11 protein-coding genes are annotated in these 24676 nt (G+C 55.8%); 9 read left to right on the top strand and 2 right to left on the bottom strand.

All coding sequences use genetic code 11. The features are described 5' to 3' along the window. Positions 1–1180: 1180 nt before the first annotated feature. From HD883_RS20030 to HD883_RS20010, 5 genes are read left to right on the top strand one after another with little or no spacing between them, the layout of a single operon-like run. Positions 1181–5242 carry a protein kinase domain-containing protein gene (locus tag HD883_RS20030; protein WP_179582218.1) on the top strand — a complete coding sequence of 1354 codons (4062 nt, stop codon included), beginning with the start codon at positions 1181–1183 and terminating at the stop codon, positions 5240–5242. Positions 5243–5244: 2 nt separating this feature from the next. Beyond that, a complete protein-coding gene (locus HD883_RS20025; RefSeq protein ID WP_179582220.1) occupies positions 5245–6879 on the top strand; it encodes a hypothetical protein in 1635 nt (544 codons plus the stop codon). Further along, a complete protein-coding gene (locus HD883_RS20020; RefSeq protein ID WP_179582222.1) occupies positions 6876–12170 on the top strand; it encodes an ATP-binding protein in 5295 nt (1764 codons plus the stop codon). The genes HD883_RS20025 and HD883_RS20020 overlap by 4 nt, the downstream gene beginning before the upstream one ends. A gap of 8 nt (positions 12171–12178) precedes the next feature. Next, positions 12179–13015: a hypothetical protein gene (locus HD883_RS20015; RefSeq protein WP_179582224.1), complete on the top strand. Its 837-nt coding sequence runs from the start codon at positions 12179–12181 to the stop codon at positions 13013–13015. Positions 13016–13042: 27 nt separating this feature from the next. Further along, positions 13043–17545, top strand: a complete 4503-nt coding sequence (locus HD883_RS20010) for a hypothetical protein (RefSeq protein WP_179582226.1) — start codon at positions 13043–13045, stop codon at positions 17543–17545. Between the two features lie 261 nt (positions 17546–17806). On the opposite strand, the gene ychF is transcribed toward HD883_RS20010, so the two are convergent. After that, positions 17807–18898 carry a redox-regulated ATPase YchF gene (ychF, locus tag HD883_RS20005; RefSeq protein ID WP_179582228.1) on the bottom strand — a complete coding sequence of 364 codons (1092 nt, stop codon included), beginning with the start codon at positions 18896–18898 and terminating at the stop codon, positions 17807–17809. Between the two features lie 247 nt (positions 18899–19145). Continuing rightward, positions 19146–20282 (bottom strand): porin, encoded by a 1137-nt coding sequence (locus HD883_RS20000; protein WP_179582230.1) that lies wholly within the window; start codon positions 20280–20282, stop codon positions 19146–19148. A 402-nt stretch (positions 20283–20684) separates the two neighbouring features. Between HD883_RS20000 and HD883_RS19995 the strand changes: the two genes are divergently transcribed. The 4 genes from HD883_RS19995 to HD883_RS19980 all read left to right on the top strand — a co-directional run bounded on the left by HD883_RS19995 (position 20685) and on the right by HD883_RS19980 (position 24653). Beyond that, complete coding sequence (locus tag HD883_RS19995; RefSeq protein WP_179582232.1) at positions 20685–21671, top strand: ABC transporter substrate-binding protein; 987 nt, start codon at positions 20685–20687, stop codon at positions 21669–21671. 40 nt (positions 21672–21711) lie between these two features. After that, positions 21712–22488 carry an ABC transporter ATP-binding protein gene (locus HD883_RS19990; protein ID WP_179582234.1) on the top strand — a complete coding sequence of 259 codons (777 nt, stop codon included), beginning with the start codon at positions 21712–21714 and terminating at the stop codon, positions 22486–22488. Positions 22489–22490: 2 nt separating this feature from the next. Continuing rightward, a complete protein-coding gene (locus tag HD883_RS19985) occupies positions 22491–23420 on the top strand; it encodes an ABC transporter permease (protein WP_179582236.1) in 930 nt (309 codons plus the stop codon). Between the two features lie 129 nt (positions 23421–23549). Further along, complete coding sequence (locus HD883_RS19980) at positions 23550–24653, top strand: helix-turn-helix transcriptional regulator (protein WP_179582238.1); 1104 nt, start codon at positions 23550–23552, stop codon at positions 24651–24653. Positions 24654–24676: the final 23 nt, after the last annotated feature.

Genomic DNA, 24676 nt, shown 5'->3' with positions numbered 1-24676 from the left:
GCATCTGCACGGCGGGACGACGATCCAATTTCTACATTGCAAGGTCATAAAAAATCCGTAGAAATGCGAATCAAATCGGCGTGACCGTAGCTTTTAGGACAGTCAACGCACGAGATTTCAAGCCGAAAAAATTGTTCGGATGTTCAGCAAAACACTGGTAGAGATGAAAAACGCAAGACGTCTTTTTCATCCCAAACCCGACTGGCCCCAGTGGGCCTACTTGAAAGACCAAAAACCGTATTTAGCTAGAGTAATTATTTGTGTCGCTGTCGCACACCGCTTGTCCGCCTAGTTAGCCAGCGTCGCAAGTGGGATAGCGTGGAGCGGGCGACTAACACCGCCGCGCTATCAAACGCAGAAAGGCGTAGCGTCTGTTCAACCAGCGCTTTACGTCTCACGGCCGAATGCTGCGCTCATAGCGTTTCCGCTCAGTGCTTAGCCTTTGACCCGGCAGCACATTCAACCTACAACAAGCGGCATCCCTTGTTGCGGCGACCTCTCAAAATCCACACCAACCAATGCGACGTGTACACCTATAGCTCATTGGCCATTAATGCTGTTGTTCCGCTCGTACAGCGAGTACAACAAATTAGTCAGCTGGAGATTCAGTCTTTCAGAAATTTATCGTAATATTGCTAATTGTAAGCGGATTTCCGCAGAACGAAAGTCTCGCTTTGGCGACACCCGCTAACTTGCAGCCACTTCTTCGCAGTAGAAAAATTGAAACGTTCACCTGAAGTTCTGCAATGAGGTGGGCGCATAGGAAAGGCAGGACCGCGGCGACCAATTTTCCATTGATCTACTTCGAAACGACCTAAGCAATGTTTGCTGGCTCGGCGGTGAGCATAGGCAATGGCGCGCTGTTTGCCGTACGAATGGTATGAACCATTCGCTCGCCTACTGCCCGAGCCTACTACGTGCAGGTTTTGGACGACTGTGCTTGCTGAAGACAACTTACGCATCAGGCCCGCCATCTTTGCGGTTTGTCCCTGTTTTTATCGCTCAAAGAGCGTTTCTATTAGCGCTCGGATGCAAGCTGTGATGCACGGCGTACCGCGACGGTCTAACCGCGGTTCTATCTGTAAGGTTTGGGCCGCAGCCCGACACTCATTTATGCTTATCTCACTGCAATTGGTCTCGCGCGCACGCGACTCCGATGAGCGGTAACGGAGTCAATCCAGTGATCCACGATTTCAGCCACTGTCAGCACGAAACGGAACGGAAAGTATTCGATTTTCTTGAACAAGCGTTGCCGAAGACGACTGATATTATCGTTTACCCGAATATCGAGTTGTACGATAGGTCAAGAGCTCTGTATGTCGAGTGCGACGCAATTGTGGTCACTAGGTCATTTATCGCCGTTGTCGAGCTTAAAGACTGGTTTGGCGAGATCATGGTGGGAGAACCGAAATGGCGTCGTGGCAGCAACTTCGTCGACAGCCCGCATGTCGTCAACAACCGCAAGTGCAAGGTCTTCAAAAGCTATATCCAGCACGTACTGAGCGGTGTTCCCGAACACAAACTGCCATTCGTTCAGTCTGTTGTTGCTCTGACGAATCAGAAAGCTAATGTCGACGGTGCTTCATCGGCTGGCCAGGCGAACTTGAACGGTGGCCTTATCACGCTGGACGGCATCGACGAGCTCGCGCAGTACCTTAAGCGACGCTTGCATTCTCGAGAGGAGCTTGACCGCGTGCTCACCGACAGTCAACTCCACCGTTTAATAGATCAGCTCAATAAAGACAAGCAAGCGGTTAGTGTCAGCTACGAAGACCAAATTCCTGGCTACCGCATCAGGGAAGACCGTGGATCCGCGCCCAACTACATCACCTATGTCGCCGAGCGAAACCCCAACTTCGACAACCGTCTCTATCGTTTACGCGTATTTGGTGAATTGAGCAAAGACGCGGCGACTGCAGAGATTCAGATCCGCAGCTTGAAGGCAGCCGCAGCCCTGCCCCATCACCCTTGCATTCGACCGGTTGCCGCACACCCGAACGACCGCAAGCTCATCGTTGAAGTGTCAGATTGGACAGACACGCACTCGCTCGATGATTTACTGGCAGAACAGGGTCGGCTCGACTGGCGTCGTGCGGCCGCGGTCGTTAGCGATATAGCACAGGCCCTGGATTGTGTTCATGAATCGACAGCTAGTCTCATTCATCGCAACGTCCAACCGCGAAGTATACTTCTTGGTGCAGACGGTCACGCCCAACTAACTGATTTCGATTTAGCCTTCGATCCTGGCGCTGACTTGTCGGTGCTCGGAGCCAACTACGAAGATCACCTTTTTGCGGCCTTTACAGCGCCCGAGCTCCTGCTGGGCCGTACAGACTTCAAATCGGACGTCTACTCGCTAGGTGCAGTGTTTTTCCGTGCACTCGTCGGAAAGAATATCGGCAGCAAAGTCGACCTCGAACATGAACTTGAGCAGGCCCTTCAAGATTCAGCAGGGGGCGAAGAACAGCACGCCCGATTGTGCGAGTTAGTCCAGGGCATGTTGGCTTCAGACCCGTCGGAAAGGCCGAATGCACGCGACGTGGTCGCGACCGTTGCGGTTCTGCTCAACACGATTCCCGACAAGCGCCACGATGTGCTTGAAGAGATGCCCGATTCGCCGGCCTATACCAGCAGGGCCCTCCTTGCCGAAGGTGCGACAGCGCAGGTTTTCCAGGTTGATAACCATGGCGAACTTTTCATCCATAAAATATTTAAGGCGCATGTCGCACGCGACCAAGCCCTACAAGAGCGCGACATATTGCGGCTTGTCGACCGTCTGGATCTGCCTGTGCTCTTTCCGCGGGTTCGACACTTCTCGGAGGTCGCAGGACATCGTTGGTGCCTAGCTACTGACTTAGTTCCAGGCAAATCTATTTGTGAATTGATCAGAGCTGGAACGCGGCCGTCCATGCATCAGTTCCTGAGCGTGGCGCGTGTCTTGTTGTCCGCATTGGCCACCCTACACGCCACGCGTCGGCAAGACACACAAGCAGTCATCCATAACGACCTCACGCCCCACAACGTCTTTGTCGATATGCAGAGTAATGCGGTCGGCATCATTGACTTTGGGTGCGCCTCTGGTACGGGCGTCGTCAGCCTGCGTGGTACACCGGGCTACGTGCATCCGGCCTTAGTCTCCCGAGGCGATATGAACGCATGTCCACAAGGCGACCTTTACGCAATTGGAAAGACCCTTAGCCAGTGGCTGCTTGGCAATTCTGAGCTGAGCGAAAAGGCCCCTGAGTTTTACCGCAACGAGGAGGCACAAAACGCACGTGTGTTGGCTTGGCTCGAAGGCGCGACGACGGCGGAAGGCGACTGCTACGCGGATGCCGACGCGATGCTTGCGAAACTGGACGCGGCCTTGGGTGTGCCCGAACCTCACGCCCCCTCTCTGATCGAAGCGCGAGGAGAGGCAAGCGAGGAATCGGTAGCGGCACCGACTTTGCAGGTTGATGCCCCCAAACGACCTGAGCCAGATGCCAACAGCTCCTACCTTGATAATCCGTTCGTCGACTATCTGAACACGTTACACAACATCGGCGCGGGCAACGCAAATGCACTCGCCGAGTACCAAGCCACGAACAAGTACTTCCCCACCATTTATGAACCCACGCAACTGGCAGCGGATATCTACCAGCGCCTCACCAGTGGCAAAGAGGTCGTCATTGTCCTTTCAGGCCACGCTGGCGATGGTAAGTCGACCGTAGCACTAGAGGTGCTTAAGCAACTGCGTCGCATGACGTCGGAAGAAACGCTTTCAAGCCCGCCGAAGCCGTACGAAGTCGAAAACATCGACGGCCTGCGCGTCTCAATTTTAAAGGACATGAGCGAGCACACCGCCGACGAGCGTCTCGCTAAATTCAAGGAAGCGTCAGTTGCCGGCAGTGGTAGTTGGCTGATAGTTAGCAATACAGGCCCCCTCCTCAATACCTTGAGCAGGATGCGAAATGCCAACGAGGAAATTGAGCAAGAAGTGTTGAACCTGCTCGACCGGCCTATCGTCGGCACGCTCAATGACTCGGCCCATTGCATCAGCAATTTCGAGAAGCCGATTTATATTGCGAACTTGAGCAAACTCGATAATGTCGAGACCGCAGTCAACGTGTTAACGAAGATTTCGAACCATTCATCTTGGCAGGAATGTGACGCCTGCTGCTTGCAAAGCGTATGCCCCATCCGCAAAAACGTGTGCGCGATTCAACAGGCGCCGCAACTGAAACAGCGTGTGTCATCCATGTATCGTCTGCTGACCGCCTATGAGCGACGGTTGACGATGCGGCAAATGACGGCCCACCTTGCGTACAGCATCACAGGCGGAGCAGGATGCGCAGAGGTGGCAGACAAGATTGACCAACACGGTGTCGACCCTACTTTACGACAACATCTGTTCAGCGAACTCTTTTTTGGGTTCTCGGATCGCCAACGCAGTTTGCAGACTAGTAGCCTGTATTGCGTCGAGCAACTAAATGCCCATGTCACCTCGGAACGCACCCGTCCGGCTGTTGAGCTCAAGCTTCAACATGAACCATTAAACAGCTTCGCACCGGTTCCTGAGGTAGTGCACCCTCCACTTCTGTATTGGCAAAGCAAATCGGCCGATGGGATTCATGGCGGAACGGCTCGTAGTGCGATTCGCCGTCTAGCCTTCATGTTTGGTACCCGGTTGGATAGTCGATGGTGGGAAAGTTTCACTCAAGATTTCAGCGGTTCGCCTGTTTTAGAAGCTTGGGAGAAATGGCATGTTAGCGGGTTCCAGCATACGTCCATTAGCGAGCGCCGGGCATTGGTTCGTCAAATACTGTCGGTGCTAAGCGAACATTGCATTGGCGCCGTACGCACCGCCAGCATCAAGGACAAGCTATATATCACGCTTCGCCGAGACGACATGGAGACTACGCAACCGGTTCAAGTTGTCATTGGTGAATACGATGAAAACGATTTCCGTATGGAGTTCAACGATTCAGAAAAAATGCCGCGCCTAGTATATTCTCCTGCCAACGGCGCAGTCTTTATGAAACTGCCCTTGCCCTTACTCGACTTCGTAAGCCATCGCAGCACAGGCGACTTCGGGCAAGACCTCGATCCGATCCATATTAATCAACTTGACCTGTTTTGTTCTCAGCTCGTCGCTTGCAAACGGCTTCCGGAAGATGACCTTCGTCTACTAAGTATTAGTATAACCGGCGAGCAAAATGTATATCGCGTAGCGATTGATAAATCTACAATGGAAATTTATTAAGCATGCCGCGATTCCCAAATTCTAGTCTCTCGGCAAAGTCACGAATTAAATCGGTCTCCATAGAGGACGATAACCCAGCCATTCAAGTTTTTGGCCGTCGATTTCATCGGGACCAAACACCGGTTGAATACCTAGCTGAATTTCTGTTGGTCTTTGCCGCCCCGAAAGATGACAACGAAGGGAATGCGTACGCGTTTCCCTTGTATGGATCTGCGCCCAGCAAGCTGTCCTACCACCCGCGCTGTCGCCTTGCACTCAAATTATTTTCTTTCCTGGGTGCATCCAAGCTTGAAACTCGCCACCAGAGTCATATCAATTCCTTCAAAGTGGGCATTGAAGAGCTAGAGCAGCGCATCAATTCCGGATCGAAAATTAGCGGCAATGACGCTGTCCGACTAATACAAGGCGTATTTTCCGGATTCGTTGGCGTGGCCGGTGATCGCACGTGGACTGCGCATACTTTCTTGCCGGCCTCCGAAACATTATTGGCGCGTGAAACCCTTTGGAAACATGGTGGCACTAAAGGTGCTGCGAAGACCCCCGGTTTGACCTGGGATGAAGCGGTCGATGGCCACTATTTCGACACCAGCGCACATAGTTTCATGGCCCGCGGCGGAGAGCTACTTTACTTGCAACTCGCCAGTCTGTTCAACACTCAAGAGGGTCTGGGGGGGCTACACACCTTGTTTTCATTCGGCGAAGGTGCAGCTTGCTACACCCACTTACGCAGTATTGCAGATCTCGAGACTTTGCGCGGGAGACTGCAATCGGGCCTTCAGCAAGTATTGCGTGAGAGCGAACAAGCAATCGGACCACTTGGGGAATTTGTAGATCAGACGTTTGCCGCCGCCGGCATAACAAGTGAAGGTAAGAGATTGCCAGCGGCCCTAGGGTGGGTGCCCATTGAAACGGCGACGGAAGCATCCTTATTTGGCTGGGAGATCGATAACATCTGTAGTGCACAACGCAGCGGTTTGCAAAAAATTTCACTGCTGAAGGATCTCTGCGTCCTGCACGTTATGCGAACCTTGTGCTTCCAAAGCGCACGCGTTACAGGTTCTTCGGGTACCAAACCATTCGTTGGAAACTACGCTTGGATTGTGAGTCCGTCAGGCGACCAAGCTGGTGATAATACAAAGAAGATCGCGGTCAATGCCTATGCTGAAATCGAAAATTTGCTTTACGAATCGCTTCGCGCTTTTGATGACTACGACACTGGCGTTGAAGGGGAAGTAGCCGCCACGCGCGAAGGCTGGCTGAACCGCGGCGATGACAACGTGCTGCGTTTGTTTCGCAAGATCGGCAAGCAAGTCGGCGTTATTGTCCCTCGGAACGGCTCCGGGATGCGTATTACGTTGCCGCCACCCATGGTGCGTTTGCTGGTTGCTGCGTTGGTGCCACCAGGAACAAGAATCCAACTCGACAAGTTCTACGAGCGAGCCTACGCCCATTTCGGTTTAGCTATTAATCAGGACCTGATACAGCTCGCGTTAGCAAGCTCTCGGACGCAACACGCATCAGACGCCTTCGGTATCGATTCTTCCTGGTTTGAAGAAGAGTTGCGTCGTGGTGGTTACCTGATCCCGCTTTCGGATGCCGTAGCGCTTGTACTTAATCCCTACGAGGCGAAAAAGTGAATTTGTTCGTCGATGAATTATCGCACTACCTCATTGGCAAGTGTACCGACGTGCTGGACGCAGACACAGGCCACTCGAATAAAGTTACGCTTGTTGTACAGAGCTTGCCGTTAGCTGAGACTCTGGCCGTTTTCAAACGAGTTGACGATTTTTTCCTCACTCAGTTTCCCGGTACAGAAAAAACTTTAAAAATATCAAAAGGTCTCTGGCAAAGCTGGAGCGCAGCAGAAAAAGCAGCCTTAGTACAAGCGAATATTATTCAAGAAAACTGGGTCGATATGGACGACCAGTTGACAACCTTTCGTAACAAGGGGCACTGCGTCTTCTTTGGTTTTGACCACGCATCTGATAAAGGAAGCTTGAAAGATTTTCACCTTGTCGGCGAAGACTTATTATGGCGCCGCGTCCTAGAGCAGCGCTACCGCATTTGGGTGGAACGTATTGCTGAGCATCTTTGTGACCAAAACACGTCAGCCATCGATGCCCTAGTGGGATTTTTGGATACTGTTGAAAAATTTAATGCGGGCCGCCTATTGCGCGTCGCCAACTTTTTCCAAGACATATTAGCTCGTCGCCCCGACAATTTACGCGACGTTGTCGCCGAATGTTATGCAAGTTTGGCGAGCTGGGGGGCACTGCCGTTGCTAAACGTGCCGATAGGTCGCAACTCGGCAAAAGTCCATGGCTTTATTGACCTGGGACATCGATTTGCAATGCACACGATGTTCGCGTCCAAAGCAGAGCGGGACAAGACGTTAGGAAAGTTAGCAGCAGCGGAAACGGGCGATGACGCCATACCACCATTCGCGCTTCCCGATCCTGTAATCGAAGGGCAACTACCGTACGATACGGCGGCCGAATATCTAGCTGACGTACGTACTTTCGTACTCGATAACAATAAGGATGCTCTTACTCGTCTGCGCCAGTCTGACGCTCGCCCTTTGCTGACACTGCTTCAAAAACGCGTGAAAAAGGAGGGCAAGGCGGAGCCCAAAACGGCCACATTAAAGGGCTATAGCGACGTCGTTTTTTTACAGGCGATTAAGCTTACGATCCAACGATGGTTCGATAGTTACGGCAATCAGGCGGAACACCTTGACAACATCAAAATAAGAATAAATCTTTACGAAGCCGATGTTCACGATCCCGAGCGCGATCTAAACCGACTCCTGAATGGCATTGTCGGTGCGGTCATCCCTGAAAGGCTGAATTTACCCGAGGCGCAACAAGAGATCCCAGTGACGCTTGAAGGCCTCGACGAGCCTGTCGTTCGCAATGCCAAGGCTATGGCAAAGATCTCGTTCACCGTCGAGATCAATTCGAGTATGGACGTCGATCCGTTCGAACAGCAATATGTGTGGCCGATTCCGACCTCCCACCCTGAGCGCATACGTTTAGTCCTGGCTGAGCTCGCATTGCGTTCGTTGTCTGCGTTGCCGGCACCGCGCTTGCCTGCCTTTCGGATCGGTGGCTTTGATGAGTTGTTCTCGGCAATTGATGAACAAGACGCCCATCGCCTTTTGATGCTTGGGATAAACGAGTTCCGAGTTGCGAACGTGTTTGACGACGTCGCCAGGCATCCGCACTTTGCGGGGCTGATCTCGAGCTGTACGGCACTGACCAGTCGCTACAAAGAGCACTTAGAGGCAATTCTTGACGACGGGTTCTATGCGGCCAACTCGAAGATTCATCTCGTCATAACGGCGTATTCTCAGGTCGTGCGTCAGGTGATTGAGCGTCAAGCTGGGGCGGAGTATGTCTTGCCCTGCCTATATCGCGCCTTCTTGGCTGTACGGAGCACGGACACACCAACCCAGCCCTTTCTGAGCGCGGCCGTGGCACTTCCAGTGTCGCCGTTTGTACTCGAGCTTTCCAGCGCACGGGCCGTGTTCCTTAGGGATGGTTTTAGTGAAGTAGTAGCAGAACTCTTCAGCAACGGCAACGCTACTACCTCTGAGCATCGCTGGCAGCGATTGGTGGAGCTTGCCGAATTGCGCCGCCCTATCGCAGCGCTAGTCGCAGACCCCAACCTGTCGTTGACGACGGCATCACAAGCGTTCGGACTGACCCACTTGATCGGTATTGCTGATCGCGGAGCCTTACCCGTGGCGTCGCAGAGTTTGATGCGGCAAGAGACGTTCGATGATGATGATCTTAGCCAGAAGCTGCAACCATCCGGCAGAGCACGAATTTATGAAGATTTGATTCGCGCTTATCAATCCTTACATAGTCATTCGCACGACCAGCTCAGTCTTCTGTTCACAAATATCGCAGAAATCAATATCGTTCTCTCCGGTGTTGATAAGTGGCTAAATCGCTACCTGACGGAAACCGTAGAACAACCGACCCCGTTCCACCTTACCTTAAAGGTGATCACAACAGGCGTGGCGACGACCACTGCCGTCAACATGCTGGTCGCATGGAAAAACGCATGGACTGAGGGCGGTTTTTCGAAGCAGCGTCAGTGTTCGATTCACATCGGTCATCGACACGCGACAAAGCCGGCTGAACTCGAAGAGATTCTTCTTGTGGAACAAGACCTTCGTTTTGACTTGGGCGTGATCGCGCACTTTCTCGACGATAAGCACGATGGCGACCAACTGGAGCCAGTCGAACCGTTTGATGCCGTGGCTAGCTCAGTCTTACGTCAGTTTCCGCTAGCCGAGTATCCACGCCCGGTTCGCCAACTCTCGGCGCAAAGCCAACGACAAATGTCGATCAGCAATCGACGCGTGCAAATGGCGAGCGCACACACCGAGATCGCAGCACGTCTTAAAATTTCGTTTACGGCAACTTCGACCGAGCATGAGGTCGTCACGCAGATTGACTTTACGCCTTGGAAGAAGACAGTCGAACTACTGCATCGAAAAGCGGTGTGGGTATCGTGCGTGGATCGACACGTCGATAACAATCTCCTCGCTGCTGCCACGATTGGGAGTATTAATCAAGATCGACGGATTGTAGGCTTCTCGTGTGGCTTGGGCAATTACGGTGAGCTAAATAAGACTATCTCAACAGAAGTGAGTGACTTTGCGACCCTGACAAAAGCGATTGCCAAGCGGCTGCGGCAACATTTACAAGCCCTTTCCATCGAGCAGGCGAACCTGGCGGCCCATAACGTCATCAACGCGGCCTGCGAGATTCCAGGTTTGTCGTTGGTGCGCGCCATCGGCCGCGATGAATACATCCGTGATGTAGTCGGGTATTCACTGATCAGCCGCCAACTTGGCAGAGATCCGACAACAATCTTGCAAGCACTTCTTCCGCTTGATAGCTTCCGGCACTGGTTCCGCGACCGCGAGGATCCAAATATTCCCGATCTGCTCTTCCTGTCGGCCAAGGTGCTAGACGGAAGACTAAGCATAGATGCGACGGTTATCGAATCTAAGTTCGCCTATGAGAGCGTTGGCCATGCGGAGACTGCGTTTGCTCAAGCAAGCTCTGGTATCCGACAACTCGTGCGAATTTTTGCTCCTCAGGGCGCACCGATAAGAACAATTGTCTTTGAGCGCAAATATTGGTGGGCCCAGCTACATCGTGCGCTGTCGAGTCGTGCGGTGGTAATGCTCGCTCAAGATGAGTATCGAGCGTTGTGCGGTGCCCTCGATCGATTGAGCGAAGGCGATTTCACCATCGCTTGGCGTGCCGTTGCTTCGACATTCTGGACGAGCAAGGCGACGGTGCCGACGCTTGAGGCGCAATCGTTCATGGGGCCAGTCGACGTGTCCATGGATCTCCCGCTTCCCAATGGGTTCGGTGTCTACCAACTACAGTACGGCACTGAAGACGTCATTCGGCTATTGACTGAACAAACTCCGGCACCTTTCGCTATTCCGGGGACACCACTTGTGCTGTCTTCCGCTGAACGCCCGGCCAAGAAAGTACCAACTGCACAGCTTTCGGCGATGGAGATTGGGCCGATCCCAGCGATTGGCGCAGAGCCGTCTATTGTTGCGCAACCTACAGCAGCGGAAATTCCCGATCTGCGCGCAACGTTGAGCACAGAACAGCAAAGTTCGTCGTTCCGTAAGGTGCATTCAGCGCGTCCTATGGACATGCCGGTTTGCACCGTGGCGGTCGAGACGCCGCTAATTCAAGCATCCACGACGCAGCAGCCTTTTGTAGCACCGCCGCTCCCAGATCACGCTTCTTCGTACGCATCCGTCTCGGGCGCGACTCCGGTAACGTCTATTTGCCGTCTGCTGATTGGCACAGACAGCCGCGGACAGAATGTCCACTGGGAATATGGCGACGCAGAGCTCGAAAATCGGCACCTGCTCATATTCGGTGGTTCAGGTTCGGGAAAAACCTACGCCATCCAATGCTTGCTGCTTGAAATGATTAAACAGCGCCAGCATGCAGCCATCATCGACTACACCGATGGGTTCTTACCAAGCAAGCTCGACCAAACGTTTGTCGACCGTGCGCAGCCACAGACGCACGTTCTGGTACAAAAACCGTTTCCAATCAACCCGTTCCAACGTCTCGAGCGCGAGGAGCCTGGTATCGGCCACTTGCAGGAACAGTCGCACAATGTTGCTAGCCGGGTCGCCGACGTGTTCGCTTCGGTTTACACCATTGGTGAGGTGCAGCGCGCTGCACTCGCTCGGCACATAGAACAGGGCTTGTCGGCAAATATCCAGTTTGGGCTCGAGGATTTGCTAGGGGCTCTAGAATCTGACAGCAGTGCGCCCGCCACTCTCTCTGTCAAAATAGCTGAGTTCGTTAAGCAACGGCCATTTTCACTCGATGAAGGTTCTGGTTGGAAGCAAATCTTTCGTGGGGAACTGCCAGCACATATCCTGCAACTGGTAAATATTTCCAAGGATATGCAACGCCTGATCACGGAATTTGCCTTGTGGGATTTCTTTGCCTATGCCTCGCGGAACGGCAGCAAGGACTCGCCGCTTCCTGTGGTTCTCGATGAGGTCCAAAACCTCGATCACCGTAGCGATCGTGCGATCGATAAACTCCTACGTGAAGGGCGAAAGTTCGGGGTTAGCATGATTCTCGCCACGCAAACCATCTCCCAGTTCGACAAAGAACAGCGGAGCCGCTTGTTCCAATGTACTGAAAAGTTATTCTTCAAGCCTGTCGATACCGAACTTAAAGAATTCGCACAGATTTTGGCAGAATTATCCACGAGTCGTTCTCGGGATGAATGGATAACGGAGCTGAGTAAGCTTGCCAAGGGGGAATGTTGGGCAATCGGGCCGCATCGCATAATCGATGGAAAGCCGATGCGTAGAGAGCCAGTGAAAGTCAAGATCACCTCTTTAAATGCACGATAGCGCAAATTATGCAACGAACAATCCAGGGCTTGCCCCCAAGCTTTCACGAAACGTTTTTCCCGGATAGGCGACACCTTTCGGCTCTGCTGAAGCTGGCGAAGAACGGATACAGCGGCACGATCGACACGATTTCTGCCGACTCGGGTATCCCCACGGGAAGAAGCTCGGGGAAGGTTCTGCCACACCTCAAATACGCGCACGCGATGGGCATCACAACTGCGTCGGCTGGCAGCAATGGTGTCTACACGCTGCAACTCACTCCGTTAGGTCGACTGTTTGCCGTCGAGGATCCGTTGTTACATGAGCCACTTACTCAGCTCATCTTGCATCTGATGTTGTCACGGCCAATTGGCGGCGCAGCCGCGTGGCATGTTCTTTTTGGACGCTCGCGATTGGCACTCGGGCGGGTGAGTAGTGTCGAGGCAGCGACAAGCTTTCTCGTACAAGAGCTCGGCAACAGTTCATCCCTGCCCGGGCCACTGTTCACCACGTACCGTGAGGAGGCGAGCTTCGCACGAACCGGCATGCTGACTGTCGAAAAAAATGTTGTTCTACGTGGAGCCCTACCTATGCTCGAGGAATTCTATTGGGCATATGCATGTACATGGCTGGCCCACTGGGAATTGACAGCGCCCGCAATGCAACAGTTGCCCCTTTCGGAGCTAGAGAATCTCTCCAGGTTTTTCGAAAGCAGTGGTTGGATGGATAAAGCAGTCGATGATTTTCTGGCTTGGACAACTGCACAAGGCATTACAAGTGTCGACCGACAAACCGGCGCACCGTTGATCATGAAAATCAAGAGCAGCGACGAACTAATTGCATACATCTACAGTGATTTACTGTAAGCACGACAATTCCTACAAGAGTTCATCATGAAAGTTTGCGATCTAGTTCAGTTTCGTTCGGACTTGTTTTTTGATGGTGCTGTCCAGTTACTGTGGGCAGAAGACCAAATTGAGCGTGCAGACGAGGCAGCAAAAAGTTTCGTGTTTCACGGTCCGCGCTATCACGGAGTCAAGAAGGACGCTCAGGGCGACGAGATCTACCGGCTAACTGACACAGCGACGCTAATAGCCGATCTCCTTACTCGTATTGCCGACGACACCGCGGCACACAGCAATCCGTTCTCGCTCGCGATCGCAGGCTACGGCTCAGGTAAATCGCACTTTGCGTTGGTACTCGCCCGTATGCTACGTGAGCCGCACTCGGTGCTCAGTGAGCACATCGTGTCTAACCTTACGCTTGCGGAACCTAGGGCGGCTGAAAGCGCACGCCAAGCCTTGGGAAAGATTGAGAAGCCGGCCCTCGTGATTACGTTGGATGGCACCGGAAACTTCAACCTAGGCAATGCGTTAAGCGCATCACTCTTCCGTTCGCTTAAGGAGCATCGGATCGAGGACTTCGCCTTGCGTGAATTGTCTCCGCGCTTTGATGACGCCGCGAACTTCGTGAAGCGAAATTACGCTCTACGAACCAGTGAGTTCGCGGCTCGGTTCCCAAATCGAACACAGCAAAGCATTACCGATTCGCTCGAAGCGCGAGATGAAGACGCCTACGCGCTTGTCGATGCGCTGTACTGGGAGGCGAATGGCGCCCATATTCCAGTCTCCGGACGCGAGTCCATCCAGGATCTCATCACTGTGTTTTGCGAAACCTATTGCTCACAGAATGGACCGTTTTCGCGTTTGGTTATCCTATTCGACGAGTTTGGTCGCTTCCTAGAATACGTGGCTGAGCGTCCCGCGCTCGCGGGCGACTCAGCGCTACAACAGATCTTCCAAGGTATCCAGGACAATGCATCGCAAGCACACTTCCTCGGTTTCATTCAATATGAACTGAAAGCGTATCTGGCACGATTGGGCAACCGCGATGCTATGCATATTCAGAAATACATAACCCGCTTCGACGTCGCTAAAAAGTACTATGTGTCATCGAATCTGGAAACCATTATCGCGCATCTGCTTGAAAAGAAGAACGAAGCGGCGTTAGAAATGAGCCTTACTCGACAACGGCCAGCCCATCAAGCTCTGCACAAGATGATGGCGGCGCTGCTGCCAGGATTAAGACAACTACCGGTATGGAGTGATCCCGACGAGTTTGAACGGGTGATCGTCCGCGGCTGTTGGCCGCTCCACCCTCTGGCTACTTGGTTCCTGACACGCCAACAAGACATTGTCCAATCGCGCTCAGCAATTACTTTCGTCAAGAACGCGGTCGACGCCACCCTCGACCGCGCTGCGATCGAAGGGAACAACCTGACAAGCATTTCTGCCAGCCGGATTCTCACGGGCGAAATGCTGACAGAGATGCTCGCAGCAGAGCGTGCTCACGGCGGTGTCAGCGTGGACAATCTCATGGCTGCGCTAACGAAATATGACTCTCAGATTGATGAAATCGATCGAGGCCTGCTAATTGCTATCACCTCAACTAAGAAAATGCGGGTGATCTCGAGCGAACAAGATAGTTATAACCGTCTGCTTGTGGAATTCGTTGGCAGACCGATCGACGCATGCCTATCACATCTAACGCGACTTGAGCAAGTGTTAGGTGTGATCGCGTGGAGCAAAGAACTTAAGCAATATGAGATTGTCACTGACGCGGCTACCCGGGGGCAGTATCAGAAGGACTTAGGCGGGAAACTTGCTCGTGTTGGTTCGGCTGAGGTCCAAGAGATTTTCCTCACTCGGGCAAAAGCATGGAGCGAAGACCTCTTCAATGATATCTCGACTACATGTGGGTATGAGTTCGACGTTCCCACGCTTGAGTGGAGTTTTACAGCACAGCTCACGAACGATCAACGCGTTAGCGCTAGCGTCCAAAACGCGTTCAACGACTGGCGTCAGGCGGTTAAACCCAGTCAGCCGAAAGGTCAGATCCTTTACTGCCTGACTAGCCCCGAGGCGGACGTAGCGGCATTACAACTGCAAATTGAGGACGTCTACAGTCGAGAATTAAAAAAATCTGGCGTAACGACCGCGCCTGTGTGGACAGTTGTACTCTCCGATCGTTCGGCACGGGTTCACCAGTATCTGGCGACCCTGTATGTTCTGGAAGATAGCTTTGACCACATCGAACAAGAGCGGTACGCACGCTTTATTCCAGAAGAGCGCGAGCAGGCCACGCTAGGTCTCCGCACATCACTACGCGATGCTATCAAAGACCGTGTGTCACTTGTCGCAGGCACTAAAGTCGTTCCGGGCCGGCTGAATGCCGAGGCTAGCGCGATTTTCAAAAACGTGTACCCGAAAGCTCTTCCCTTTCCCTTTGACGGGTTCAACACGCTCAACGGTACTGGCAGTGCTGACGTCGCGGTACTGGCGCGCGCCTTGTTTGGCGGAGAAGTATCGCAAGCTTGGCTGGCAGTACAACAAGTTAAGTTACAAAACCGCGTGCGTGCCGTTCTGGGAACCTCTTGGGGCGTCCTCTCGCGAGATGCGCAGATAAAGTCAGTCCCTGAAAACCTGCAGATCCGAGCAGTCTTACAGCACCTAGAGGACGCCCATAAATCGGATCCGCAGCGAACCTTGTTAGATAATCTTGCGATGCTGACCAAGCCGCCATTTGGCTGCAGCCTTGCATCGGCGTCTCTGCTGATCGCACTATTCGTTGGAAAATCAGTGCCACCGCGCGCAATTCAGTATCAGCGAAGCGGAATCTCTCTCAAAGACTGGCTGGTAGCAGCGTACGGGACTACCAGTAGGTATTTGTCGGAGTTAGCACTCCAGAAGACGACCATTCTGTTCTTGACCGAGGACGCGATAACCCGATGGCAGCTCCTCATGAACACCTGGGAGACCGAGACGACTTTTGAAGGCAACGTAAAGCGTTGGAATGAGGCCGTACGCATGCGTTCACACGATCCACTTCCCGAACAGCTTGAAGGAAACTTTAAATTCTTGTGTCAGAAGGCGGAGGCAGACCATGAACAGCTGCGTAGTTACGCTAGCGTACTCGAGGCGCTAGAACTCCGTCTTGAAGACGCGTTCAAACACAAAAAAACCCAAGAATACGTTGCTGTTGCTGAGAAATACCTAACGAGGCGTAAAGAAATGACTGCTCAGAAGGGTAAGTGGTCTGAGCAGCAGCTCGCAAAAATTAACGGATTATGCGATGAGATGGCGACCTTGGTTCGGGAAGTCATGCCAAAGTGGATTCCTCTGCAAGCGTGTAACGCGCTGGAACAGATACCAGATTTCAGAGCAAAAATGATTCGCGTGCAGCGAACCCTAGAAGGTTTAGGAATCAGGGATCAATCACGCGCCGTCGAGCAGCATACGCAGGAGATGATTGCGCACGTACAGGAACGTTGCAAATACACCACCGCTTTGGATAGCGCCAGCAATTTAATCGGAACGCCGAATCCGTCGGCGTCAATGCCGCTTCGTGAGGTAAGCGACCAGATCGAAAGAGCACAAGCAATAGTTAGTCTTCTGACTGAGGCACTTAGCACGCTGTCGAAAGCAGATGATATAAAAGCCTTAATCGCACAACTTCAGGAGAAGCAGGAGAAACTACGAGACTTCCGGAAAGAGCGGCAACGAGTATATGTTGAGCTCCTTAATATGGCACCTGCCACCAGCCAGAGCGCCCTTGATGTACTGCACCGTCTCAACCTTATGGGTCAGCAATTCTCAGGCACTCGTGACGCCGACGGTATCCAACACCGGAGAAAAAGCTGCACTGACCTAGTAAACTTGCTCGCAGAGTTCGACAAGATTTCGGGCCCTGCGGACAATGTCGCGCATCTGTTGGAGGTAGCGTATGCGTCGTCGGCCGTTGGCGTCGCAATCGCTCCGGATACAGATGACAATGAAGAGCTCGACGAAGAAAACGAATGGATAAAAACTTGTGTTACCCACTACATCGAAGCACGGGATGCGCTAGCGAAGCAGCGTTCTAGCGTCTGGACCGTCGCAGCAGTGGAAGAACTAGCAGCCCTCCAGGGCAAGCCAGCCCAGCTTGCTAATGAGGGAGTTCCCGCAAAATTCGTTTCGCTGCCTGCAGAGCTTTCGAGTGCAGACCGTGCTCGTGTCACTGCGAAGCTTGAAGAGCTGGACACTCTACGTGTTCAAGCGCTGGAACACGAAAGAGCGGTCGCGTCAGCAGCATGGGTCGCTCAGTTGCATGAACATGTCGCCTCGCTTTCGACGTTATCGGGGCGAGGGTGCACTGAGCTACTGTCGATGATGGACGCCTGCCCTTCTTACGTGTCTGCTAACGACTTCGACCAAGTGGTAGAGCTTAAAACGCGTATTGAAAACAGACTCGACGAGCTGGACATCTCTGCGTTGGTGGATCGCATTAAAGAGATGGCGCCTGAAAAGCGCGCCCAGGTTTTGAGCCGTCTCCTTGCATTTGAACAAATAGTTGTTTGAATCTTCTACGCTCAACACCCCTCTCGGATTAACTGTGAGAGGGAAATCTGTCCTGAACGAAATAGGACAAAAATAATCGTTCATCATCGCCCGCTAGGAGCAAATGAAGTACGCGCCGCTTGCTGAGCGGTGCTGATCGCACGCAGATTCAGCTATGACGGATTGCGACCGAAATGGAGGCATACTTTTATCAGAGGCCAAGGAAAACGTTCTTGAGGACTCTCCGAGAAACTGTGCAACCTTCAGAAATACATCGACGAATCAAACGTTGAACAGGAAGTTCATCACGTCGCCATCCTGCACGACATAATCCTTCCCTTCTGCGCGCATCTTGCCCGACTCCTTCGCCTTCTGTTCCCCACCCAGCGAGACGAAATCGTCATACGCAATCGTCTGCGCACGGATATAGCCACGTTCAAAGTCGGTGTGAATCACACCTGCGGCTTGCGGGCCGGTGGCGCCGATCGGCACGGTCCAGGCGCGCACTTCCTTCACGCCAGCGGTGAAGTAGGTCTGCAGGCCGAGCAGCTTGAACGCCGCGCGGATCAGGCGGTTTAGGCCGGGTTCTTCCATGCCCATGTCGGCCAGGAATTCGGCGCGGTCGGCTTCTTCCATCTCGCCCAGTTCGGCTTCGATGGATGCGCAGATCGCCACCGTGGGGGCGCCTTGCTTGTTGGCGTATTCGGTCAGGCGGTCCAGCAACGGGTTGTTGGTAAAGCCGTCGTCGGCCACGTTGCCGACGTACATGGCGGGCTTGGCGGTGATGAAGCACATTTCGCGGATCAGGAACAGTTCGTCCGCCGACAGGCCCATGCCGCGCACGGGCTTGGCTTCGTTCAGCTGGGCAATGCAGCGTTCCAGCAGCGCGACCAACTTCGCGGCGTCCTTGTCGCCCGACCGGGCCTGCTTGTTGAAGCGGTGCAGGGCCTTTTCGGCGGTCTGCAGGTCGGCCAGGGCCAGTTCGGTTTCGATGACTTCGATGTCCGAGATCGGATCAACCTTGCCGGCCACGTGGATCACGTTCGGGTCTTCGAAGCAGCGAACAACGTTGATGATGGCGTTGGTTTCGCGGATGTGGGCCAGGAACTGGTTGCCCAGGCCTTCACCCGTGCTGGCGCCCGCGACCAGGCCGGCGATGTCGACGAATTCCACGGTGGCGTGCACGACGCGTTCGGGGTTGACGATCTTGGCGAGCGCGTCAAGGCGGGGGTCCGGCACTTCGACCACGCCCACGTTCGGCTCGATCGTGCAGAACGGATAGTTTTCGGCGGCGATGCCAGCCTTGGTCAAAGCGTTGAAGAGGGTGGACTTGCCGACGTTGGGCAGGCCGACGATGCCGCATTGGAGCGCCATGGGAAATTCCTTAAAGTAATCAAGGCACTGCCCAACGCAAGCGGGGGCCAGGTGCAAAATGGGGCCGGACAGCAGGCACCGGATACCACCGGTGCCGAACACTGAAGCGCTGCGCCGGAAGCCGGCGGCGCTTGGGGGAGACGGATCAACGCGGCAGATTCCGGTGTGCCCGGATCCTGCCAACCAGCGATTGTATCGTCCCCGGCCCCTTGACTCCAAAAGCGGCGTCCCTGCGGCGGTAGTGATGTCAGAAAAAGTGGAACATGCCTGCCAGCAAGGCCGTCTGCGACTTACCCTGTGATGCTCCCGAATCGCTGCTGTACAGCACGTAGGCGTTCCGGGCGTCGCCTGCCGCGCGTTGATGCGTGGTAGCCAGCTGCAGGATCGTGCGTTTGGACAGCGAGTAGTTGGTCATCAGGTGCACCTGGTGATACTTGGGCCTGAAGCGCGTCGCCGCCACGTCGCCGGTCGTGTACGCATAGCCTGCGCCCAGCATCCAGTTGCGGGTGGCGTCGAAGGACACGTTGGCTTCCAGGTTGCGGAACCGCACGTCGGACACGGGCAGGCCGATCGCCGTGCTTGCCAGCGCATCGAAGCGGGTCTGGGTGTAGACCACCGCGTACTTCAGCTTGTCCGCCTGATAGTCGGCGCCGATACCGTACGTGGTCATGGCGTCCGGGCGCAGCGCGGCGGGCGTCATGGCCGACGTCGGCGTGACCGCGGGGAATAGGATCGTGTTCCAGTTGCCTTCAGAGACGGACGTCGCTGGATTGTTGACGCGCAGGTAGCCCGCGGCCGCCGAGAACCCGCCCTGCCGATAACGCAGGCCGGCGCTGCTGGCGCTGTTGGGCTTGCCCGAGCCGGCCGATTCCCCCATCGCGTAGACGGCGCCGGCCTGGAAGCCCGCGATTTCCGGACTGACGTACTTGATGCTGTTGTTCAGGCGGAACTGGTAGTTGAGGTTGTCGTTGTCGCCGATGTGCGCCATGTAGCCGTTCCACTTGCCCGTGGCCGCGTAGGGCGCCAGAAAGTCGGCCACCATGTCGTACTGCCGTCCGGCAGTCAGCCGGCCCACCGCCGCGTCGGACACGCCAACGAAGGCCTGGCGGCCGAACAGCCGGCGGCCCTGAAAGGAAGACCCGCTGCTCAAGTCGAAACCGCTTTCCAGCACGAAGAGGGCAGAACGGCCGTTGCCCAGCGATTCCGTCCCCTTGATGCCCCACCGCGACGGCCCCGTCGCAAGCCCGGTCACGCTGTTGCCGCCGCTGTCGTTCACGTGGCGCAAGCCGGTGTACAGCAGTCCGTACAGCGTCGTGGTGGATTCGGCTTGCGCCGCGCCCATACATGCGATGGCGAGCCCCGCCCCCATAAGCCATGTGTTCATGTTTTCTGTTCCCCGTAAGTCCATTTGCAGAACGGCAACTGCCATCCGCCAATGCAGCCTAGAGGGACTCAAAACATGTAACAAGACGGGCCGGAGACTTCGTTCGGATCGCCTCACTATCCGGATTACATCGCCACAATTTGCACGGATTTCGCATGTCCTGACAACGATCCAGGCACAGTGATCGGGCGTGTTCGGGCAACAAAAACGGTAGCGGAAAACCATGACAGCCAACCGGCTGAAACACCCTCCGCATAGGCATTAGAGCAAGAACAAAGAGGCAATCGGAACTCGTGATTGCAAGGGTGCGCCAGCACACAAGCCCGATGCTACAAAGCGATCACCTGCAGGCACTTTTCCCCTCCACTGCGCCCTGCGGCGCATCCTCTGTCGAGACCCGCCATGCCCTATCCGCTTGCCGCGGCGCGCCATGTTCTGCGCGCCCTTGTTTTTGCGTCTGCCCTTTCCTTTGCACACGCCGCGCAGGCCGACACGACCATCGCCATTGCCAATCTCGGCCCGCATCCGGCGTTGGCGCAAGCCGTGGCCGGATTCAAGGAACAGATGGCCCGCCACGGGTATGTCGAAGGCACCAATACCAAGTACCTGTACAGCGACGCGAACTTCACGCCTGCCCTCATGCCGCAGATGTTTTCGCAACTGGCGGGCGCGTCACCCGACCTGATCGTGACGATCACCACCTCGGTATCGCAGACGGCGATTTCGGCGGTCAGCGACCGCAAGGTGCCGCTGGTCTTTGCCCTGGTCACGGACCCGGTCAAGGCGGGTCTGGTGCCATCGTGGGACAAAGGCAGCGCACGATTTGCGGGCTCGTCGGACCTGCAGGATTTCGACGCGGTGCTGGCCATGGGCAAGCGCATGTTCCCGCACGCCACCTCGTTCAGCACGTTGTTCAACCCGGGTGAAGTCAACGACGTGGTGACCACGCAGTTGATGAAAGAAGCGGCGGCGCGGGCCGGCCTGGGGTTCACGGCGATCAGTGTCGATGCCGTGGGCGACATTCCGCAACGCGCGCAGTTGATGCGCGGCACGGGCTTCGTCTACATCACGGGGTCCAACCTTGTGCAGTCGGCGATTCCCGCGGTTGCCGCCGTTGCCAAGCAGCTGAAGGTGCCGGTCTACAGCGCCGAAACGGAGTTCGTGAAAACCGGCATGGCGGCGGCCAATTTTGCAGTGTCGCTGAAGTCGGTTGGCGCCAATGCCGCCCATGTGGCCAACCAGATCCTGAAGGGGACGCCCCCGTCGCAGATCGCCGTGATCCGCCCTTCCCCGGACGACTACATCACGACCATCAGCCGGAAGAAGTTTCGTGAACTGGGCTTGACCGTGCCTGCCAGTTTCGATGACTGCAACTGCTTTGCCGACTGACATCGCAGCCATTCGCCGACCCTTTTCAAGACACCTTCCCATGCTCACTGTCCAGCACCTTCAGAAGCTGTTCTACGCCGGCACGGCCCACGAACGTATCGCCATCGACGGCGTCTCGTTGACCCTGGCGCCCGGCGATTTCGCCGTGGTCGTCGGTGGCAACGGCGCCGGCAAATCCACCTTGTTGAACATGCTTGCGGGTGAATTGTCGTCGGACGCCGGCGTCATCCGCATCGACGATCACGACATCACCCACCTGCCCACGCACCAGCGCGCCCGGTACATTGCGCGCGTGTTCCAGGACCCGGCAATCGGAACGGCCGCCGCCCTCAGCATCGAAGAAAACCTGGCCGTCGCCGCCCAGCGCGGCGCGCGGCGCACCTTCGGCTGTGCGCTCTCGGCGTCGACGCGGCGGGACCTGCAAGCGCGACTGGCCTCGTTCGGGCTGGGGCTGGAAGGCCGCATGAAAGCCCAGGCCGGGCTGCTGTCGGGCGGGCAGCGCCAGGCGCTGTCGCTGCTGATGGCGGTGTGGCGGGAACCGCGCCTGTTGCTGCTCGATGAACACACCGCGGCGCTCGATCCCAAAACCGCCGAGACCGTCATGCGGGTGACTTCGCAAGTCATTGCCGAGACCGGCATAACGACCCTGATGGTGACGCACAACATGCAGCATGCCCTGACCTACGGCAACCGGCTGATCATGATGCAGCACGGCCGCATCCTGGCGGACCTGTCGGGCGACACCAAAAAGGGGCTCACGGTAGAGCGCCTGGTGGCCGCCTTTGATGATGCCACCCACCTTTCTGCTGCGGCCTGACCATGACCATTCTGTCCACCTTCCTCAACCTGATTCCCATGGGTCTGATGCAGGGCCTGATCTACGCCCTGATCGCCGTCGCAGTCATGATCCCGTTCCGCATACTCAACTTTGCCGACATGACCGGTGAAGGCACCCTGGCGTTCGGCGCGTGCGTGTCGGCCAAGTGCCTGATCCTTGGCATGGAGCCCGTGTCCGCGCTGCTGATCGGCGCGATGGCAGGTTTTGCCGGCGGCGCACTGACGGCGGCCATCCATGAAAAGGTCAAGATCAACTCGCTGCTGTGCGGCATCCTTGTGCTGTCGATGCTGTACTCGGTCGACATCCGCGTGATGGGCCAGCCCAACATCGCCTTGTTCTCGGTCACCAGCCTGTTCGACTACCTGCCAGGCACCGAAGGCGGCCTGCCCCATCGCATCGGACTGCTGGCGGCGATTGACGTGCTGCTGGTGGCGGCGATCATCTGGTTTCTTGGCACGCAGCACGGCATGGCCATCCGCGCGATCGGATCGAGTCCCGCCATGGCTCGCGCGCAGGGCATCAACGTGAAGGTCTACACGCTGGTCGGATTGGGGCTGGCGAACCTGATCGCCGCGCTGGGCGGCGGTTTGCTGGCGCAGAACCAGGGCTTTGCCGACGTCAACATGGGCTTCGGCACCCTGATCAACGGACTGGCGTCCCTGCTGGTCGGCGAAGCCATCATCGGCCACCGCACCTTGCTGCGGCAGGTGGTCGCGCCGGTGATCGGGTCGGTCGTGTACTTCCAGCTGATTTCGCTGGTACTGGCCTGCGGCTTCCAGCCTTCCGACCTGAAGATGGTCACCGCAATGTTCGTGCTGATCACGTTGTTTGCGCTGGCACGACGCAAGCCGGCGCGGGGCAAACCCATACCGGGTACCGCGCGAGCGTCCGAGGCCAAGGCGATCGTCTAAGGCCAACAAGAGGGGAATACGCAATCATGAAAAAGTCCATGGGATCGTATTTCCCCTCCTGACGACGGGCTCCTGCACCGGCATAGGATGACAACCTTGGCCTGTAACGCGTCCGCAGGATGAAAGCTCATGCACACTTCCTTTCCATCCGACATTCACGACGGACTGTTCCGGACTCGTCTCGCCGGCCTCGGCGCGACGACCACAAGCACCTTTGCCCGTCTGCGCCACGACACCCTTCCCGCTGCGCCCGCCGATCCGTTTGCGCCCAGCGCCGGTCTGTACGGTTGCCGCGTTCCGGTATCCGACAACCCCGCCGAAGGGCATTGGGAGATGATGAGCCTGAATGACGACGCCTACCTCGTCATCTCGGAATGCCATTACCTGCGCGCACGAACCGAAATCGTTCCACCCGAAGACTTCGTGGAATTCCACTTTTATCTGAAGGGGCCGGCGCATGTGTCGATTCCGGAAGCGGGCGACGTCCATATCGACGGGCCCACGCTCACGATCGTCCAGCAAGGCAGCGTGTGCTGTCAGGTGTCCTGCAAACCTGGGGTCTGGCGCGCGGTCAGCCTGTACGTACGGCGCCGCCGGTTCGAACGCTTTCTGACTGCGTCGCTGGGCCCCGATCATCCGCTACACGCGCGGCTGCATCCCATCGGCAGCGCCCATCTGTCGTATCTGCACCTGCCCGTGGGTGCCGACGCGCTGCATGCTGTCGAAAAGCTGATGGGCAACCCGTATACCGGCCACCGGCGCCTGATGTACGCCGAAGCCAAGGTCTGCGAAATCCTGTGTGCAGGGCTGGATCAGTGGGAAGCCTTTGCCGACGCACATACTTCGGAGCACGTGTTTTCAGGCCGGGACCTGCGGCTGATCGAAAAGGCGCGTGACATCCTGTTGGCCGACATGTCGCACATGCCGACAATACCCACGCTGGCGCGCGCGGTCGGCACGAATACGTCCAAGCTCAAGCGCGGCTTCAAGTTCATGTACGGGCAGACGGTGTTCAAGCTGGGGCAGACCCGGCGCATGGAACATGCGCTGGACCTGCTGATGGACAGCCGGATGTCCGTCAGCGAAGTGGCGACTGCGGTCGGCTATCAACATCAGACCAGCTTTACGGCATCCTTTCGCGACCACTTTGGCTTTGCGCCGCGGGACGCGCGGCGCATGCGGCAGGCGCAACTGGTGGTGTTGCCATCGAGAGAGGACAACGCCCCACCTTAGTGGTGCGTGGTGCGTGGGGCGTG

Origin of the sequence: Pigmentiphaga litoralis (genome assembly GCF_013408655.1) — a bacterium.
In the GTDB taxonomy this organism is placed as follows: domain Bacteria; phylum Pseudomonadota; class Gammaproteobacteria; order Burkholderiales; family Burkholderiaceae_B; genus Pigmentiphaga; species Pigmentiphaga litoralis_A.
Note: the sequence above shows the minus strand (reverse complement) of the source record. Positions and strands in the feature narration are given on the sequence as shown.